Raw genomic sequence first — 17,355 nt, forward strand, 5'->3', positions numbered from 1 at the left:
GCCGGGAATGGCCGCGACAATCATCGACGGCAAGGCCTTTGCCGCGAAGGTACGTGGGCGGGTCGCCGAACAGGTGGCGGCGCTGAAGGCCGCCCACGGCATCGTGCCGGGGCTGGCCGTCGTGCTGGTGGGAGAGGATCCCGCGAGCGAGGTCTACGTGCGCAACAAGGGCCGGCAGACCGCCGAGGCCGGGATGGCGAGCTTCGAGCACCGCCTTGCCGCGTCGACGCCCGAGGCGGAGATCCTCGCGCTGGTCGCGCGGCTGAACGCCGATCCGGCGGTTCACGGCATCCTCGTGCAGCTTCCGTTGCCCGGCCATTGCGACGCGGCCAAGGTGATCAACGCGATCGCGCCGGAGAAGGACGTGGACGGGTTCCACGTCTCGAACGTGGGCCTGCTTGCGACGGGCCAGAAGGCGCTCGTGCCCTGCACGCCCCTTGGCTGCCTGATGATGCTGCGCGAGCATCACGGCGATCTTTCGGGGCTCGAGGCGGTGGTCGTCGGTCGATCGAACATCGTCGGCAAGCCCATGGCGCAGCTTCTTCTGGGCGACAGCTGCACGGTGACGCTGGCGCATAGCCGCACCCGCGACCTTGGCGAGGTGTGCCGCCGGGCGGATATCCTGGTGGCGGCGGTCGGCCGGCCGGAGATGATCGGCGGCGACTGGGTGAAGCCGGGCGCGACGGTGATCGACGTCGGCATCAACCGCGTTCCCCATCCCGAGGACGCCACGAGGACGCGGCTTGTGGGCGACGTGCATTTCGCCAGTGCCGCCGAGGTGGCGGGCGCGATCACGCCGGTGCCGGGCGGCGTCGGGCCGATGACGATCGCCTGTCTCCTCGCCAATACGCTGACGGCCTGCTGCCGGGTGAACGGGCTGCCCGAACCCGAGGGGCTGACCGCCTGAGGAGCGTCGTGCGGGCTGTCAGGCGGGGATCATCGTGCCCTGAAGCAGCGCGACGTCCCTGCGCAGGCCGTCCCGATCCTCGGCCATGACGGTGGCGCGGACGATGACGAGCCTTCGGCCGGGCTTCACCACCTCGCCTACCGCGACGAGGCGGGCGCCGGCGGCGGGAGCGACGAGGTTGATCTTCATTTCCACGGTCAGCACTTCGCTGCCCTCGGGCATCACGCTGAGCGCGGAATATCCCGCCGCGCTGTCGCCGAGCGCGAAGCTGGCCCCGGCATGGGCGAAGCCGTGCTGCTGGCCGACGCGCGGGGCGATCGGCATGGACAGGACGACGCGGCCGGGCGCCAGCGTCTCGATCCGCGCCTCCAGCGTGCCCATCAGGCCCTGTCGCGCGAAACTGTCGCGGATGGCTGTTGCGCGGGCGGGGCTGAGCGGGGTCTCGCGGTCCATGGCTGCATGGGGCGCGGACGCCCTTGCGATGTCAACCTCGACGGCAACGCTTGCTTCGGCTTCATTGTTCTCTAGAAATAATGTTGCAGGGGTAACGAGTTGATCTGACATGGATTGGTCTGTGCGCATTCCGTTTTCGAGGCGGCATGGCACCTGGCTCGTTTTCGGGGCCGGGTGGGCGGTGTCGTCCGTCCTGTGCGCGCTCGTCGGTCCGGCGGGCACCTTCAGCGCCATGTCGTTCGAGCATCGGCTGGTCTATTGGGGCGGGCTCATCGCCGTCGGTCTCGCGATGGGCCTGGTCATCGGAAAGCTGGTCCCGAGGGTCGTGAGGCTTGGCGCGCCGGGTACGGACCTCGTGGGGGCGGCGGCCTTGTCGCTGACGCTTGGCCCGTCCGTCTGCGTGTTCAACGACCTGCTGCTGGGCCCTCACGTGATCACGTCCATGACCTTGCTGCATCATGTCGCCGCCGTCTTCGCCGCCTCGCTTCTGGTGGTGGTCGTGCGCCATCATGCGCGCATGCATGCCCTGCGTGCCGGACCGGCGGGCGGGGAGGAGGGCGATGCGGGCGGCCAGGGCGGCGTCACGGCCGGGGCCGAGATCCTCAGCGAGGCGGCGGAGTGGATCGGCGGCGACCTGCGCTGGGTCAGCGCCGACGATCACTACCTGCGCGTCCATACCACGCAGGGCAGCAGCCGCATCCTGATGCGCTTCGGCGATGCCCTTCGCGAACTCGCCACGCTGCCCGGCCTCAGGGTGCACCGGTCGCACTGGGTCGCGCTCGACGCGGTGAGCGAGGTCCGCCCCGCGGGGAAGCGGTATGTGGCCGTGCTGCAGGACGGCACCGAGGTTCCGGTCAGCCGGTCCTATCTGCGCGACGTGCGCGCGGCGGGACTTCTTGGCGACGACGAGGCATAGGCACCGCGACCGGAGGCTGTCCCAGCAGGATGGCGCGCGCGTCGTCCAGCATCAGCGCCTGAAGCTCGGGCGCGTCGCAGTGCAGCCCTCCCGTATAGGTGCCGTAGGCCGGCATCACGATCCGCGCGCGGTCGACGAGGAAACAGCGCCGCACGATGCCCCGCCCGCGCCCGGCTAGCCGGGCCTTCGGATGGTAATGCCCCGACAACTCGCCCTGCGCACCCGTGTCGGCGATATGCCGGAAGCTGAGCGGGCCGTGGCGCAGGATGGCGAGGTGCGTCCCGCCGAGGCCGATGGGGCCGGGGTCGTGGTTGCCCTCGATCCAGATCCAGCGCCGCCCGGCCATGAGCGGCGCAAGGTGGGCCGCGGTCGCGTCGTCGAGCGCATCGGCCGCGGCGGCATCGTCGAAACTGTCGCCGAGGCAGACGACCGTCCGCGCGCCGGTGGCGGCGATGTCAGAGGCGAGGCGGGTGAGCGTGTCGATCCCCTCGTAGGGCGGCAGCATCGGCCCGCCGCGGCGCGCGGCACGCTCGGATTTGCCCAGGTGCAGGTCCGACACGACGAGCAGGCTCTCGGCCGGCCAATGCAGCGCGCCGGACGGAAGCGCGTCGAGGGTCTCGCCGCGGAAGGTGAAGGCAAGGGCCTGGAGGCTGCTGGCGTTCATGTTCCGTTCACTGCCACGCCGGTGCGCCGGTTGCAACAGGCTCAGACGGGCTCCAGCCCCGCTGTCTGCATGAGGCGCGCGGCCTCCTCCTCCATCAGGCGCTGGCTTGCGAGGCCCTCGACCGGCACGCGGCCGGGTTCGAGGAAAAGCGGCGCGGCCAGCGGCGTGACCCGCGCGAGGCGGACGTGGTCGATCCTGTCGCCGATGCGCGACAGCATCTCCTCGATCCTGCCGAAGTCCACGAGGCCCCGCATCGCCTCGGCGCGCGTGATCTCCAGCATGACATGACCGGGATCGTACTTGCGCAGCGTGTCGTACAGGATGTCGGTGGAGAACGCGGTCTGCCGCCCGGTCTTGCGCTTGCCGCCCGGCATCGACCGGTCGATCAGCCCCGCGATGACGGCCGACCCCTTGAAGGTCCGTTTCATCACCGCGTTGTCGGCGAGCCATGTCTCCATCGTCTCGACGAGGTTTTCTCGGGTGAAGAGCGGCTCGGCATCCTCGACCGCGTCGAGGCCCCAGATCAGCGTCGCGTAGTCGGTCGCGACGAAGCCCATCGGGTTCAGGCCCTGCGCCTCCATCCGCTGCGTCAGAAGGAGGCCGAGGGTCTGCTGCGCGTTCTTGCCGGCGAAGCCGTAGGCCACCAGGTGCTCGCGCCCGTCATGGGGGAAGCTTTCGACCAGCAGCCGGTCGCGTTCGGGCAGCCGGCTCACCTCGCGCTGAAGGTGCAGCCACTGGCGGGTGTGGCCGGGCAGGTCCGGCCAGTCCTCGGCGCGGAACATCGTCAGGATGCGGTCGGAAAGCTGCGTGGAGGTGGCGAACTTGGTGCCCATGAAGGTCGCGATCTTGGGTTTCTGCCACGGCGTGCGCGTGACCTCGACCACCATCTCGCGCATCCCCTCGTAGCGCACGATCTCGCCGCCGATGAGGAAGGTGTCGCCCTTGCGGAGCATCGAGGCGAAGTATTCCTCGACCTCGCCCAGCGGCCTGCCGCCGCGCGACTTGTGAAGCCGCACGGCCATCTTGTCGGCGTCAACGATGGTGCCGATGTTCATGCGAATCTTCTGCGCCGTGCGCGGGTCGCGAAGCTGCCAGAGGCCATCGGCGCGCCGCATCAGCCTTTGCCACTGGTCATAGGCCCTGAGCGCGTAGCCCCCGGTGGCCACGAAGTCGAGGCAGCGGTCGAAGGTCTCGCGGTCCAGATCGGCATAGGCGCCGGTGGTGCGGATCTCGGCATGGAGCGTGTCGGCGTCGAAGGGACCGGCGGCGGCGCGGATCAGGATGTGCTGGCAAAGCACGTCGAGGGGGCCCGGCCCGCGCGGATCGCCGTCGAGGTCGTGTTCGCGCACGGCGGCAAGTGCGGCGACGCATTCGATGACCTCGAAGCGGTTGGCTGGCACGATGAGGGCCTTTGAGGGCGCGTTGTAGCGGTGGTTCGCGCGTCCGATGCGCTGCACCAGCCGCTTGACGTTCTTGGGCGCGCCGACCTGGATCACGAGGTCCACATCGCCCCAGTCGATCCCGAGGTCGAGCGTGCCGGTGCAGACGATGGCGCGCAGCTTGCCCTCGGTCATCGCGCGCTCCACGCGCTCGCGCTGCTCGCGGGCGAGCGCGCCGTGGTGGATGCCGATGGGAAGCTGGTCCTCGTTGGCGAGCCACAGGTGGTGAAAGAAGATCTCGGCCTGCGCGCGGGTGTTGTGGAAGATCAGCGTGGTGCGGTGCTTCTTCACTTCCTCCAGCACGCGCGGGATCGCGTAGCGCCCGCCGCCGCCGGACCAGGGCGGCGGTTCCGGCGTCGTCAGCATGGCGATGTCGGGGTCGGGCCCCGGATCCGCCATGAGCACGTCGCACGGATCGGGATGGCGCGCGAGAAGGCGGGCGATGGCCTCGGGGTCCTCGACGGTGGCCGACAGGCCCACGCGGCGCAGGCCGGGCGCGAGCGCTGAGAGGCGCGACAGCGCCAGCATCAACTGGTCGCCGCGCTTGGATTCGGCGAGCGCATGGATCTCGTCCACGATGACACGTTTCAACCCGGCGAACGTGCGGCCCGCATCCTCGTAGGAGGTCAGGAGGGCGAGGCTTTCGGGCGTCGTCAGGAGGATGTGGGGCGGGTCCGCGCGCTGGCGCCGCTTGCGGCTCGAGGGGGTGTCGCCTGTTCGGTCCTCGACCCGGACAGGCAGGCCCATCTCCTCGATCGGGCCGGTGAGATTGCGCCTGATGTCGGCGGCCAGCGCCTTGAGGGGCGAGATGTAGAGCGTGTGGAGGCCCGTGTGCGCGCCATCCGCAAGCTCGGCCAGCGTGGGCAGGAAGCCTGCCATCGTCTTGCCCCCGCCCGTGGGCGCGATGAGCAGCTGGCAGGGCCTGTCCGCCGCGTCGAGCATGGCGCGCTGGTGGGGATGGATCGCCCAGCCGCGCGCCTCGAACCAGCCGTCGATTTCGGGGGGAAGAAGGGTCATGCGCCGCATATAGGGCGGCGGGACCGGCGCAGCCATGGGAAGATGGCGGCCGAAGCGCGGTGCGGGCGCCGCCCGCGCCGCACCGCGCCGTGTCAGTGCACGATCTTCTCCTCGCGGACGTAGAGGTTCTCCCAGGCGCGGTCGATCAGGTCGGGGCGCAGCTGGTAGGGGATGCCCTCGAAGTCGCAGATCGCCTTGATCTGGTCGAGCAGGAAGGGCGCGTGGTAGTTCGCGTAGACGTTCTCGACCGCCGGATACTTCTTCTTGAGAAGGTGGATCAGCGATTCCTCGTTGAGGGGGACGCCCTTCTTGCGGGCGACCATCGCGAAGATCTTCAGGAATTCGCTCTGGTTCGGGCCATCGATCTTCACCTTGAAGAAGATCCGTCGCAGCGCGGCCTGGTCGAAGATCTCGTTGGGGTGGAAGTTGGTCGAGAACACCACGAGCGTGTCGAAGGGCACCTCGAACTTCTCGCCCGATTGCAGGGCGAGGATGTCGTATCCCGCCTCCATCGGGACGATCCAGCGGTTGATCAGGGCCTGCGGCGGCTCTTCCTGGCGGCCAAGGTCGTCGACGATGAAGACGCCGCCCGTGGACTTCAGCTGAAGCGAGGCCTGGTAGGTGCGGCTGACGGCGTTGTAGTTGAGGTCGAGCATCCTGAGCATCAGCTCGCCCCCCGTCATCACGGTCGGGCGGGTGCACAGCAGGTAGCGCGTGTCATGGCGGGCGGTCGCCTTGCGCAGCGCGCTGACGCCCCCGGCCTCCGGCCCCTCGACCTTCGTGTGCACGATGGGGTCGAACATGGTGATGACCTGTCCCGCGTAGCTCAGCGCATGGGGGATGTAGATGTGGTCGCCCATCGCGGCGCGGATACCTTCGGCGATGGAGGACTTGCCGTTGCCGGGCGGGCCGTACATCAGGACCGAACGCCCCGAGGACACCGCCGGCCCGAGCTGGTCGATCAGGCCCGCGGGCAGGATCAGGTGACCCATCGACCCTTCGAGGATGTCGCGCGTGATGCGGACGTTCCTGATCGACTGGCGTTCCACCTGGACGCGGTAATCCTCGAGCGGGACCGGCATCGCGCCGTAGTATTCCGACTGCGACAGCGCATCGAGGGCGCGGGCCTTGCCGCTGTCGGTGAGCTGATAGCCCATCTCGTTGCCGGAAGTCGCGTGCAGCGTTCCGGTGGCCTGCATCAGCCCCATCTCGCGCAGCATGTCGATGAGCTCCTGCGCGAGCGGCGCGGGAAGGCTGACGGCGGCTGCGATCTCGGAGGCGTTCTCGACGTTCTTGCGGAAGACCGTCTTCAGCAGGATGTCCCGCATCATGACGATCGTGAGGCCCGTATCCTTGAGTTTGCGCAGCGCGGGCGGTGCGAAGCTTTCTGGAAGTCCGGCTTGGGTGTTCATGGCGGTCGCGTCCCCATTCATGCAGCAGGGGGGAACCTGTCCGCCGATTTGGGCGAATTCACGGCGCTGTCGCGGAGAAACCCCGGCCCAAGGGACGCGTTCTGGCCTTGCGCTCAGAGGCCCCGGGACAGCCCGAGCGCAAGGTAGATCACCAGAGCGCCTGCCAGCGCCACGCCCATCGGAAAGAGCTTCCCGGCCTCCCACGAGGCCCAGTCGGCGGTCGCGCGGCGCACCGCGGGCACGCGTCCCGCGCCCCGATGCGTGATCCACGACGCGATCAGGACCAGCGAGAACAGCATGATGAAGAACAGGTAGTCGCCCGGCGCGACGAAGGGCGCCATCGCGGCGGCGAACTTGCTGTCACCCGCCCCCGCAAGCCCGAGCGAAGTGATGATGAAGCCCGCGATCAGGACGACCACCAGCTGAAGCAGGCGAAAGCCAAGCTCGCCCAGCGGCATGACGATCAGACCCGCGCCGAGGAACACCGCGAACAGCGCCAGAACCGCCACGTTGGGGATGCGCATCGAGCGCAGATCCGTCAACGCCACCCAGACGCAGATCGGCAGGGCGAGGGGCAGGAACCAGAGCGCTTCGGTGTAGCTCAGCGACAGGGTCATCGTCGGTCAGGCCTCCTGGTCCAGCGCGCGGAGGGCCCGGACGGCGGCGTCGAAGTGCTGGGGATGGGTGTCGATCGCCTCGGCCAGAAGGTTGCGCCCGGTCGAGACCTGGCCCTGCCGGATTGCCGCCAGCGCCGCGGTATGCAGAAGTTGCGCCCGCTCGATCTGGGTCATGCGCACCAGCGGCATCTGGTAGTTGCCCTGCGCGGCGCGGGCGAGAACGAGGTTGTTCTTGGCCGTGAACAGATCGGGGTCGTAGGTGATCGCCTCGAGGAACAGGTCCTCGGCGCCATCGTGGTCGCCGCGGGTCAACCGCGAGAAGCCCCAGTTGTTCAACACGCCGGCCGGGCGCGTCGTCAGGCCCGCCGCGGTCTCATAGAAGCTTTCGGCGCGATCCCATTCGCTGTTGGAATCGGCCACCATCGCTTCCAGCCGGTAGCGTTCGTAGGTCTCCAGCGTGGGGGGGATCAGGTCGAGCTGCGCCTCGGCCGCTTCCCAGTCGCCGTTGCGGATGAGCGCGTCGGCGTAGTCGAGGCGATCCTCCTGCGTGCCGTCCGGTCCTGCCACGAGGTCGGACCAGTAGGGCAGCGCCTCGGCCGCGCGTCCGGCGCGAACGAGGCTCTTGGCCAGCCCGCGCTTTAGATCGGGGCGATCGGGCTGCTCCTGAAGCGTGCGGCGGAAATAGGACACCGCCTCGTCGGGGGAGGCGGCGCTCAGCATCACGTCGCTGAGGTTCGTTTGGTCGATGACGTTCAACGGGTCGAGGGCGCGATCGACGTCGGAGCCACGGGTCTGATCGCAGGCGGCCAGGCCGATGACGGCCAGAAACGCCGGGACAATCCGGAGTACGGGGGACATGCTCTGCCTCATATCTGCTCGTCCGCTTTCACCCTGACGCCGCGAGGAGTTCGTAGACCCCCGGACCGCGACGGATCAGGTCGAAGCGGAATTCATTATTGTCCTCAACATACACGGCATCCTCCATTCGCGCGATAGCCAGCCGCAAGTTCTCGCGGATCGCGTCCGTACGGCCACTGTCGAGCGCGAAGGCCTGCTGGAAGACGCGCCGCGCCTCGCCGTATTCACGCCGTTCCATCAGCACGACGCCAAGATTGTTGAGCGCGGGCACGAATTCCTCGTCCTCGTCGAGCGCCTGGCGCAGGAGGTCCTCGGCCTGGCCGATGCGCCCGAGCCGGAGGTTCGCCGAGCCGATCGCGGACAGGACGTCGACGTTCAGCCCCAGCGACCCGGCCGCGCGGTAATAGGCCCTGAGCGCCAGTTCGTACTCGCCCGCGTCCATGAGGCGGTGGCCCACGATCAGCCCGTCGACGGATGGCGCCTCGGGGTCGAGGCCGGGGAACACGGGATCCGTATCCGAAAGCGGCGCCTGTGGAGTGCAGGCGCCGGCAAGCAGCAGCGTGGCGACAAGGGTCGCAAGGCGGGCGGCGGCGGGCACATGCCTCATGGCACGATCGGTCCCCTCGGGTTGGCTGCTCGGGCGGGGCCGGTTCGTCCGGCCCTCGCGCAGGGGGTTTGCGTCGCCGTCACCCTAGCGCGGATCGCCCGCGCCGTCTCCCCTCAGTTGCCGAGCATTTGCGAGATGCCGTAGACCGACGGCCCGATCAGGATGATCAGAAGCGGCGGCACACAGAACATCATCGTTCCGAGCGTCAGCTTCGTCGGCAGCTTGTTGGCCTTTTCCTCGGCGCGCATGACCCGCTTGTCGCGCATCTCTTCGGCGTAGACGCGCAGCGCCTCGGCGATCGACGTGCCGAAGGTGGCGGACTGGATCAGCGTCGTGACGAAGCTGTTGATGTCCTGCACGTCCACGCGCTCGCCCATGTCACGCAAAACGCTGGTCTTTTCCTTGCCGGCCTTCATCTCGTAGGCGACGACCTGGAATTCCTCGGCCAGCGCGGGGTAGGAGGTCTCGATCTCCTTGGCGACGCGGTTGATCGCCTGGTCCAGCGACTGGCCGGCCTCGACGCAGACAAGCATCAGGTCGAGCGTGTCGGGAAAGCCCTGGATGATCTCTTCCTGGCGCACCTGCAGACGGCGCTGGACCCAGTATTTCGGCGCGTAATAGCCGACGCAGCCCGGCAGCAGGACCGCCACGATCGACGCCTGCGCCGAGCCGCCGCCCGCGATCAGGATGTAGAGCGTGCCCAGAACGAGGCCGCCGATGCCGCCCACGAGCTGGAGGAAGTGGAACATCTGCACCGCGCCCTTCGAGCGGTAGCCGGCGCGGATCATCGTCAGCTGCGAGGCCGACAGCTCGTCCTGGTCCTGCGGCTGGAGATACTGCGCGAACCTCTCAAGGCGCTGGTCCTTGCCGCCGACGCGCAGACCGCGCGCCTTGGCCTTCTTGGGCTTGCCCTGTTCCGGATCGTCGGCGTTCAGCTTGCTGAACGGATCCTTGTTGGGCTTCAGGGCGGCGGGCAGGACAACGACGATCAGAAGAACGCCGAGGAGGCCCACGACCACCATCGGTGCGAGCTCGCCGAATTGCGCGGTCAGCCATTCGTTGCCGAGCTCGAAATATGTGCGGATCATTTCCATCGTTCGTGTGCCTGCTCAGACCTTGATGTTAACCAGAATGCGCATGAAGATTATGTTCACGACCAGCATGACGGCCACGACCGCGCAGGCCGGGATGAAAGCGGGCGTGCCGACCACGTCCGCGTAATAGTCCGGCTGCATCACGTTGATGCCGACGAGACAGACGATCGGGAAGGCCGACAGGAAGGTGCCCGAGAACTTGGCCTCGGCGGTGATTGCCTTGACCTTCCGGAACAGCTTGAACCGCGCCCGGATCACGTTCGCGAGGCCCTGCAGGATCTCGGCGAGGTTGCCGCCCGAGGTCTGCTGGATGCCCACTGCGACCGCGAGGAAGCGGAGATCCTGGATGTCGAGGCGGTCGGCCATGGCGCGGATCGATTCCGAGACGTCGCGGCCGTAGGCGGCCTCGTCGGCGATGATCCCGAGCTCCGAGGCGAGCGGGTCCGACATCTCGCGCGCCACGGTATGGACGGCCGAGACGAAGGGATGGCCCACGCGCAGCGAGCGGACCATCAGCTCCACCGCGTCGGGCAGCTGCTCCTCGAGGCGGGCGATGCGTTTCTTCGCCTTCGACGCGACCCACTGGTAGACTGCGCCGACGCCCATCGCGACCGACACCAGAAGCCGGATCGGGAACGAGGCCGTGGTCAGCACGCTGAGGGCGAGGAAGATGACGACGGTCAGGACCGCCATCACGGTCATCAGCTGCTCGGGCGTGAAGGCGATGTTCGCCTTCTGCGCCTTGTCGGCGATGAGCGAGTAGAACGGCACCCGCACCTTGCCCTTGTGCTGCGACATCTCCTTGCGCAGCTGGGCCAGCACGTCCTCGCGGCTTGCGCCCTGTTCCAGCATGGACAGGCGCCGGTTCACGCGGGCGTTCAGGCTGATCGTCTTGCCGAAGACGGCGAGGTAGACACCCTCGACCAGCAGGATCACGGCGACGAAGATGCCGATGTAGATGAGCGGTTCGATCGAGAGCTGCATGTTCGCTTACTCCGCGGCGACGGGTTCGTAGATGGCCGCCGGCAGGTCGTAGCCCCACTGGCGGAAGCGCTCGGCGTAATGCGAACGGACGCCGCAGGCCGTGAAATGGCCCATGATCGTGCCGTCCGGCTTCAGGCCGGTGCGCTGGAAGCGGAAGACCTCCTGCATCGAGATCACCTCGCCCTCCATGCCGGTGACCTCGGTGATCGACACCATGCGGCGCGATCCGTCCTGCAGGCGGCTGGCCTGCACGATGAGGTTCACGGCGCTCGCGATCTGGGCGCGGACGGCCTTGATCGGCATCTCGATGCCGGACATCGCGACCATGTTCTCGAGGCGCGAGCAGGCGTCGCGGGCCGAGTTGGCGTGGATCGTGGTCATCGACCCGTCGTGGCCGGTGTTCATGGCCTGAAGCATGTCGATGACTTCCTCGCCGCGCGTCTCGCCGACGATGATGCGGTCGGGACGCATCCTGAGCGCGTTGCGCAGACAGTCCCTCTGCGTGACCGCGCCCTTGCCCTCGACGTTGGGCGGGCGGCTTTCCATCCGGCCCACGTGAACCTGCTGCAGCTGAAGTTCCGCGGTGTCCTCGATCGTGAGGATGCGTTCCTTGTTGTCGATGAAGGACGACAGCGCGTTCAGCGTGGTCGTCTTGCCCGAACCGGTGCCGCCCGAGACGATGACGTTGAGGCGCGTGGCGACGGCGGCCTGGATGTAGGCGGCCATCTCCTCGGAGAAGGCGCCGAACTTCACCAGGTCGTCGATCCCGAGCTTTTCCTTCTTGAACTTGCGGATCGAGACGAGCGACCCGTCCACGGCGACCGGAGGCACCATCGCGTTGAAGCGCGAGCCGTCCTTGAGGCGTGCGTCCACGTAGGGGTTCGATTCGTCCACGCGCCGGCCCACGGCCGACACGATCTTGTCGATGATCCGCAACAGGTGGCGTTCGTCCTTGAAACGGATCTCGGTCAGCTCCAGGCGGCCCGCACGTTCCACGAAGATGCGGTTCGGGCCGTTCACCAGGATATCGTTGACGTTGTCGTCCTTCAGAAGCGGCTCGAGCGGGCCAAGGCCCGTCACCTCGTCGAATAGCTCGACGTTGAGCATCTGGCGGTCTTCGCGGTTGAGGACCACGCCCATGTCGGCCAGCTGTTCGCTGGTGATGGCGTTGATCTCGGCGCGAAGCTCGCTCTCCTTGGCGCCCTCGAGCGCGGAGAGGTTGAGGTTGTCCAGAAGCCGGTGGTGCATCTCGGTCTTCAGCTCGTCCAGCCGGTGGCGCCGCTTGGCGTCCTTCTCGTCGCTGGCGCCGCTGAGGTCGGCCTTGGGCACCGCGGCGAGCGTCTGGGGCTTGCGCGCGACCTTGGGTGCATGCTCGGGACCCGATGCCTCGACCGCGGCCTCGGGGGGCCTGGCGGGCGCCTCCGGGGACGCGGTATCCGCCGGGTCGGGCTTGGAGCCAGGTTTGCGGTATTTCGAGAACATCTGGACTGTCTTTCCTTACTTTCGGGCCTTGGCGTCTTCGACCATGGCCTCGTGAAGGCCCTTTGCGAGCTTCGCGATCTCCTTGCGGAGCGGGTTCTTCTTTGCCGATTCGGCCAGCGTCTGGCCGTTGTCGCCGGCCTGCTGGACCGGCTTGCCGCCGTCGGGCAGGTGCGTCTTGATCTCGACCCCGAGGCTTTCGGCAAGCTTCTTGGCCCGGCCCTTGCCGGTCAGGTCCATGCCGCCGGGGGCGCGGTTGAGGACATACTGCACCTTCTCCAGCGGCAGTTCCTCGGCGCGGAGCGCCTTGATGAAGCGCATCGCGTCCTGCGCCGACCGGAGGTCCAGCTCCATCGTGGCGAAGAAGATGTCGGAACGGTTCAGGACGGCCTCGCTCCAGACCACGAGGCTGCGGGGCATGTCGACGATCACGATGTCGAAGCATTGCTTGGCGAGCGACAGGATCGCCTCGACCTCGGCGGGGCCCATGATGTCAAGCGGCAGGATTTCGGGCGGGGCGGTGAAGACCGACAGCTTTTCGCCGTAGCCCACCAGCGCCTGCCGGAAGGCGTCGGCGTCCATCGTGTGGGCGTCTTGCAGGAATTCCACCACGATCTCGCGCCGGGGCAGATCGAGATAGGTCGCGACGCTGCCGTATTGCAGGTCGAAATCCATCAGGCACACGCTCAGCGGCCGCTTCCTGTCGGCGGTGGCGAGCTCCCATGCGAGATTGACGGCCAGCGTGGTGGCGCCGGTGCCGCCCGCAAGGTTCTGGACCGCGAAGATGGCGCCGCGGCCCTCCATGGCGGGCTTCGTGTCGGGCGCTTCGGGCGCGTTGCCGGCCCCGTGCGCGCCGCTGTCGGGGCTCATGTTGCGGATCCGGTCGACCGCGTCGTGCAGCGCGCCGTCGGACAGCGGGTAGGGCAGGAAGTCGTCCGCGCCGAGCCGCAGAAGCTGGTGCAGCGTGCCGGGCGATACGCCGTCGGCCACGATGATGACGCGGATGCCGCGTGTCTTTGACGTGCGGATCACCTCGCCCAGCATCCCGACGTCGGCCTCGTCCTCGGCCGTGATCGCGAGCGCGATGAAGACGAGGTCGTCGGCCTCGGGCTGCTGCAGGAAGGCGCGCGCCTCGTCGAAGCCGAGATCGCCCCAGCCTTCGCCCAGTTCGGCCTCCATGTCCTCGATCAGAAGGTCGAAGCGGTGCACGTTGCGCGAAACGGTGCAGGCGACGATCGCCGCCGGTTCTTCGGATTGCAGGGCCAGTCCGCTACTCATTCCTCGTCATCCCAAAGCCTTGCCCGAATCGTCTCGGGGCGTGTTCTGACGGAGGCGGCGATGTCCGGCCCCCGCGGCCTATCCCTTGCCGCGGACGAGATGACGCCGACGGGCAGGGACCGTGCCACAGGCGAAGCTGACCCTCAAAAAGGGCAACAATAGGACCAAAAAACGGGATTACGTTTACGCATCACGGGTATTTCGTCGGCGTCCGGGGCGCCGCGGCGCGGGGACGGAACGAAAAAGGGCCCGACGATGCGGGCCCCTTCCGGGTCTTTCGGGGTCGTGGACGGGCCTGCCGTCCTAGCCGCCGCCGCCCGCATCGCCGGGCGCCGCGGATGTGACGTAGTTGCGCTGAACGATCCGAGCGTATTCGCCGTTCAGAACCATCGGGTGGGTCTGGACGAAGCCCGAGACCTCCGTGACCGTGCGCCGGTTCAGAGGCTCGCGTTCGGTGGTGGCGACGACGGGCTGCGTTTCACCCAGCGAGACCAGCGCCTGAAGGCGCGAACGGTCGACGCCCTGGCTCACGATGAAGTTGACGGCCGCCTGCGCGCGGCGCAGGCCGAGCCGGTAGTTGTAGGCCTGGCTTCCGACGAGGTCGGTGTGGCCGTAGACGGTGAAGCGCACTTCGGGGAAGTGGCGGATGAACGCGGCCTGCTCGGTCAGGATGGCGCGCGCCTCGGCGTCGAGCATCGCCGAGTTGAAGGCGAAGTTGATCGTCGTCGGCACCCGCTCGGCGAAGCGCTCGCCGAGGACTTCGGCATAGGTCAGCTCGCCGTTCTGGAGCATGATGTTGGACATCGTGGGGTTGCCGAAGCCGCCCTCGTCCAGTTCCGATCCGAGGTCGCGCCGGTCGTCGAAGATCTCTTCGCAGCCCGCGAGCGTGACGATGAGGCCGAGGGCCATTCCGCCCGCCGCCAGACGGCGGAGCGCCTGTCGGGCGGGGGTGGGTGCGAGACCGCTCTGTCGCTTGAGATTGGGCATCTGTCCTCTCCTCAATCCATCACGTAGCCGTAGGAGCCGGTGAAGTCCTGCTCGGCCACGTCACCTGCGGCGGTGCCCGAACGGGGTCGTCCGGCGGTCCGCCCGTGCAAGAAGAGATCGGCCTCCGTCGGGATGGCGACGCGATCCGTCGGAAGCGCCAGCGCCTCGCCCCGAACCGGGTTCACGAGATGCGCCGTGACGATGATGACAAGCTCCGTCTGCTCGCGCTGGTAGTTGGCCGAGCGGAACAGCGCGCCGAGGATCGGCAGGTCGCCAAGCCAGGGCACCTGTCCGACGCTGTCGCGGAAGTCGTCCTGCAGAAGACCCGCGATCGCGAAGCTCTCTCCGTCGCGAAGCTCGACCGTGGTGCTGGCCCTGCGGGTGTTGAGCGACGGGATTTCCGCCCCGCCGCCGAAGGCGACCGTGGGGCCGATGGACGAGACCTCGGCGTTGAGGTTGAGATTGATGATCTCGCCTTCCACGACGGTGGGCGTGAACTGCATGTTGACGCCGAAGGGCTTGAACTCGACGCCGACGCCGTTGTCGCCCTGCACCGGAACCGGGTATTCGCCGCCCGCGAGGAAGTCCGCGGACTGCCCCGACAGCGCGGTGAGGTTGGGTTCGGCAAGCGTGCGGACCATGCCGTTGCTTTCCAGCGCCTCGATCAGGATGCCGATCTGCGCAGAGCCTGCGCCGAAGGCGATCGACAGGGCGCCGGTGCGTCCGTCGACCGAAGCGGGGCCGAGGTTGGCCTCGGAGGGCGCGCCGAGCGAGCTGAGCGCGTTCGTGCCAAGGGCGGCATCGCTGCTGCTGACGCCGAGCGAGGTCGAAAGCTCCTGCCGCACGGTGCGCTGCATTTCGGCGAAGCGCACCTGAAGCAGAACCTGCTGCGTGCCGCCGACCATCATCAGGTTGGAGACGCCGCCGGGCGCGTAGCGCTCGGCCAGCTGCATGGCGCGATCGACCGCCTGCCCCGAGCTGACGGTGCCCGAAAGCACGATGCCGTCGTTGGCGGTGCGCACCTCGACGGGTTCGCCGGGAAGGATCTCGCCAAGGCGCTCGCGCAGTTCGGCGACGTCGGGGACGACCTGGATCTCGACATTGGCGATCAGGTTGCCCTCGGCGCCGAGCAGGGTCATCGTCGTGCGGCCGGGCGCGCGTCCGAGGATGTAGATGGACCGCTCCGACAGCGTCGCGATGTCCGCGATCGCCGGGTTGGCGACGGAAAGTTCGGCGAAGAGCATGTCGCTCTCGACCACGACAGCCCTGTTCATGGGAACGCGAAGGGTGGCCGAAGTCGCCCCTTCGAGCACCCGCAGGGTCTGAGCCGTGCTGGGCGCCGGCTGCGATAAGACCGCACCAAGCCCTAGGGCCATTGCGGCCAGGAATCTCGTCAAGCTCATGATGATCCTGCCTCTATGCCTCGTTAAGGGCGTTGTCCGCATGGCCGCCCATTTTGTCCACCTTGCCTCAGTTCAGGTTTTCACGCAAGAATCTGTTACTTGCGGCAAGTTCTTTATGTGCCAATTCGACAACGCTTCCCATTTATCCACAGGATTGGCCGTCGGAATTCCATCCACAGGCGGACATGAAAAACCCCGGCGCGAGTTGGATCGCGCCGGGGTTTTTCAGTGTTTCGCCGTGCGCCGGACCGGGTCCGGACGACGTATTGTCTACATCAGTTGGTGCAGGGCACCTGGGTCACGACGACCTCTCCGCCCCGGCGCGCACGCACGGTGCAGACCTGGGGCGCGGTGCTCTGGACGACTTCCTCGGCCCCCAGAAGCTCGCTCGTCGAGACCTCGACCGCGTCCGAGATGCTTTCGTCGCCCACGCCCACGAGCGCCAGCGTCAGGCCGCCACTGGCCTGGGCCTGGGTCAGCGCGCCGATGTCGCCGGGCGCCGCCATGACGGTAATGGTGCGCGCGATGGTGGGGTTGTTGCGGTCCTCGTCGGCGATCTGGTCGATGGCGATGATCTGCACGTTAGAACGGATCAGGCGCGTGACGCGCTCGCCGTCACGGCCGTTGCCGGTCCAGTAGACGTCGACGCGGTCGCCGGGACGCAGGAAGCCGGAGACGCCCGAGGTCACGTCGACGCGCAGCGCAAGCGCGCGCATCCCCGCCTCGAGCCGCGAGGCCACGCCCGCGTCCTCGCCGGGGGCCGTCACCTTGGAGATCAGGATCGGCTCGCTGGCCTCCATCATCCGCAGCACGATGCGCGGCTCCTGGGTGTCGGAGGGGAAGAGGTCTTCGGCGCTGGTGAAGGCTCCGAAGGGCACGTGATCGGCGGGCCAGCGGATGGCGCGCACGTCCTCCTGTCGCAGCGGCTCGCCATAGCGGATCTGGCGCGTCACGATGAAGACGTCGGTCGTCGGCACGATGGCGTCGCTCTGCTGGGCCAGCGCTGCCTGATACTGGTCGAAACGGTCCTTCGCGGCAGTCACCGCAAACGCGGCAAGGCCGACGCCGACCATGAGGACCAGGACGAAAATGATACGCATGTCGGCACCCTCTGGTTGCTGTTCATCGCCGCGTCATGCGGCCTGTTGCGGCGCAGGCAGCCCATCCGCCCGCGCGACGCATTTCTCTGTCGGCGAGGTTTCGCCGATAAATCGGGCGAAATTTTGGTCGGCCCCCGGAA

16 protein-coding genes are annotated in these 17,355 nt (G+C 67.8%); 2 read left to right on the plus strand and 14 right to left on the minus strand.

The features are described 5' to 3' along the window. Positions 1-7 precede the first annotated feature (7 nt). Entirely contained in the window at positions 8-907 is a 900-nt protein-coding gene (gene folD / locus P6F26_RS07235; protein WP_278027993.1) for a bifunctional methylenetetrahydrofolate dehydrogenase/methenyltetrahydrofolate cyclohydrolase FolD, read from the plus strand. 18 nt (positions 908-925) lie between these two features. Here the strand turns inward: folD and P6F26_RS07240 are convergent, their stop codons facing one another. Continuing rightward, positions 926-1,360: a PaaI family thioesterase gene (locus P6F26_RS07240; RefSeq protein ID WP_278027994.1), complete on the minus strand. Its 435-nt coding sequence runs from the start codon at positions 1,358-1,360 to the stop codon at positions 926-928. 109 nt (positions 1,361-1,469) lie between these two features. Between P6F26_RS07240 and P6F26_RS07245 the strand changes: the two genes are divergently transcribed. After that, positions 1,470-2,276 carry a LytTR family DNA-binding domain-containing protein gene (locus P6F26_RS07245; RefSeq protein ID WP_278027995.1) on the plus strand — a complete coding sequence of 269 codons (807 nt, stop codon included), beginning with the start codon at positions 1,470-1,472 and terminating at the stop codon, positions 2,274-2,276. On the opposite strand, the gene pdeM is transcribed toward P6F26_RS07245, so the two are convergent. From pdeM to cpaB, 13 genes are all read right to left on the minus strand, one after another. Beyond that, entirely contained in the window at positions 2,215-2,940 is a 726-nt protein-coding gene (gene pdeM, locus P6F26_RS07250; protein ID WP_278027996.1) for a ligase-associated DNA damage response endonuclease PdeM, read from the minus strand. The genes P6F26_RS07245 and pdeM overlap by 62 nt on opposite strands. Before the next feature lie 41 nt (positions 2,941-2,981). Then, complete coding sequence (locus P6F26_RS07255) at positions 2,982-5,396, minus strand: ligase-associated DNA damage response DEXH box helicase (protein ID WP_278027997.1); 2,415 nt, start codon at positions 5,394-5,396, stop codon at positions 2,982-2,984. A gap of 92 nt (positions 5,397-5,488) precedes the next feature. Next, on the minus strand, positions 5,489-6,808 hold the full coding sequence (locus P6F26_RS07260) for an ATPase (protein WP_278027998.1): 1,320 nt from the start codon (positions 6,806-6,808) through the stop codon (positions 5,489-5,491). Between the two features lie 113 nt (positions 6,809-6,921). Then, on the minus strand, positions 6,922-7,425 hold the full coding sequence (locus tag P6F26_RS07265; RefSeq protein ID WP_278027999.1) for a prepilin peptidase: 504 nt from the start codon (positions 7,423-7,425) through the stop codon (positions 6,922-6,924). A 6-nt stretch (positions 7,426-7,431) separates the two neighbouring features. Next, complete coding sequence (locus P6F26_RS07270; RefSeq protein WP_278028000.1) at positions 7,432-8,283, minus strand: tetratricopeptide repeat protein; 852 nt, start codon at positions 8,281-8,283, stop codon at positions 7,432-7,434. A gap of 28 nt (positions 8,284-8,311) precedes the next feature. Beyond that, positions 8,312-8,890, minus strand: a complete 579-nt coding sequence (locus P6F26_RS07275; RefSeq protein ID WP_278028001.1) for a tetratricopeptide repeat protein — start codon at positions 8,888-8,890, stop codon at positions 8,312-8,314. A 113-nt stretch (positions 8,891-9,003) separates the two neighbouring features. Beyond that, on the minus strand, positions 9,004-9,984 hold the full coding sequence (locus P6F26_RS07280; RefSeq protein WP_278028002.1) for a type II secretion system F family protein: 981 nt from the start codon (positions 9,982-9,984) through the stop codon (positions 9,004-9,006). A gap of 15 nt (positions 9,985-9,999) precedes the next feature. Then, positions 10,000-10,968 (minus strand): type II secretion system F family protein, encoded by a 969-nt coding sequence (locus P6F26_RS07285; protein ID WP_278028003.1) that lies wholly within the window; start codon positions 10,966-10,968, stop codon positions 10,000-10,002. A gap of 6 nt (positions 10,969-10,974) precedes the next feature. Beyond that, on the minus strand, positions 10,975-12,450 hold the full coding sequence (locus tag P6F26_RS07290; RefSeq protein WP_278028004.1) for a TadA family conjugal transfer-associated ATPase: 1,476 nt from the start codon (positions 12,448-12,450) through the stop codon (positions 10,975-10,977). A 15-nt stretch (positions 12,451-12,465) separates the two neighbouring features. Beyond that, complete coding sequence (locus P6F26_RS07295; protein ID WP_278028005.1) at positions 12,466-13,725, minus strand: CpaE/TadZ family protein; 1,260 nt, start codon at positions 13,723-13,725, stop codon at positions 12,466-12,468. A gap of 303 nt (positions 13,726-14,028) precedes the next feature. Beyond that, positions 14,029-14,634: an OmpA family protein gene (locus P6F26_RS07300; RefSeq protein WP_278028103.1), complete on the minus strand. Its 606-nt coding sequence runs from the start codon at positions 14,632-14,634 to the stop codon at positions 14,029-14,031. Positions 14,635-14,723: 89 nt separating this feature from the next. Beyond that, positions 14,724-16,115: a type II and III secretion system protein family protein gene (locus P6F26_RS07305; protein WP_430736728.1), complete on the minus strand. Its 1,392-nt coding sequence runs from the start codon at positions 16,113-16,115 to the stop codon at positions 14,724-14,726. A gap of 275 nt (positions 16,116-16,390) precedes the next feature. Continuing rightward, positions 16,391-17,215, minus strand: coding sequence for a Flp pilus assembly protein CpaB (gene cpaB / locus P6F26_RS07310; RefSeq protein ID WP_278028006.1), 825 nt, complete (start codon positions 17,213-17,215; stop codon positions 16,391-16,393). Positions 17,216-17,355 lie beyond the last annotated feature (140 nt).

This window comes from Roseicyclus salinarum (assembly GCF_029624655.1).
Lineage (GTDB): Bacteria > Pseudomonadota > Alphaproteobacteria > Rhodobacterales > Rhodobacteraceae > Roseibacterium > Roseibacterium salinarum.

Coding starts and splice junctions, on each gene's coding strand:
- P6F26_RS07280 (WP_278028002.1), bottom strand. CDS start 9,984: ATGGAAATGATCCGCACATATTTCGAGCTCGGCAACGAATGGCTGACC.
- pdeM (WP_278027996.1), bottom strand. CDS start 2,940: ATGAACGCCAGCAGCCTCCAGGCCCTTGCCTTCACCTTCCGCGGCGAG.
- folD (WP_278027993.1), top strand. CDS start 8: ATGGCCGCGACAATCATCGACGGCAAGGCCTTTGCCGCGAAGGTACGT.
- P6F26_RS07290 (WP_278028004.1), bottom strand. CDS start 12,450: ATGTTCTCGAAATACCGCAAACCTGGCTCCAAGCCCGACCCGGCGGAT.
- P6F26_RS07245 (WP_278027995.1), top strand. CDS start 1,470: ATGGATTGGTCTGTGCGCATTCCGTTTTCGAGGCGGCATGGCACCTGG.
- P6F26_RS07285 (WP_278028003.1), bottom strand. CDS start 10,968: ATGCAGCTCTCGATCGAACCGCTCATCTACATCGGCATCTTCGTCGCC.
- P6F26_RS07300 (WP_278028103.1), bottom strand. CDS start 14,634: ATGGCCCTCGGCCTCATCGTCACGCTCGCGGGCTGCGAAGAGATCTTC.
- P6F26_RS07240 (WP_278027994.1), bottom strand. CDS start 1,360: ATGGACCGCGAGACCCCGCTCAGCCCCGCCCGCGCAACAGCCATCCGC.
- P6F26_RS07305 (WP_430736728.1), bottom strand. CDS start 16,115: ATGAGCTTGACGAGATTCCTGGCCGCAATGGCCCTAGGGCTTGGTGCG.
- cpaB (WP_278028006.1), bottom strand. CDS start 17,215: ATGCGTATCATTTTCGTCCTGGTCCTCATGGTCGGCGTCGGCCTTGCC.
- P6F26_RS07255 (WP_278027997.1), bottom strand. CDS start 5,396: ATGACCCTTCTTCCCCCCGAAATCGACGGCTGGTTCGAGGCGCGCGGC.
- P6F26_RS07270 (WP_278028000.1), bottom strand. CDS start 8,283: ATGTCCCCCGTACTCCGGATTGTCCCGGCGTTTCTGGCCGTCATCGGC.
- P6F26_RS07295 (WP_278028005.1), bottom strand. CDS start 13,725: ATGAGTAGCGGACTGGCCCTGCAATCCGAAGAACCGGCGGCGATCGTC.
- P6F26_RS07265 (WP_278027999.1), bottom strand. CDS start 7,425: ATGACCCTGTCGCTGAGCTACACCGAAGCGCTCTGGTTCCTGCCCCTC.
- P6F26_RS07260 (WP_278027998.1), bottom strand. CDS start 6,808: ATGAACACCCAAGCCGGACTTCCAGAAAGCTTCGCACCGCCCGCGCTG.
- P6F26_RS07275 (WP_278028001.1), bottom strand. CDS start 8,890: ATGAGGCATGTGCCCGCCGCCGCCCGCCTTGCGACCCTTGTCGCCACG.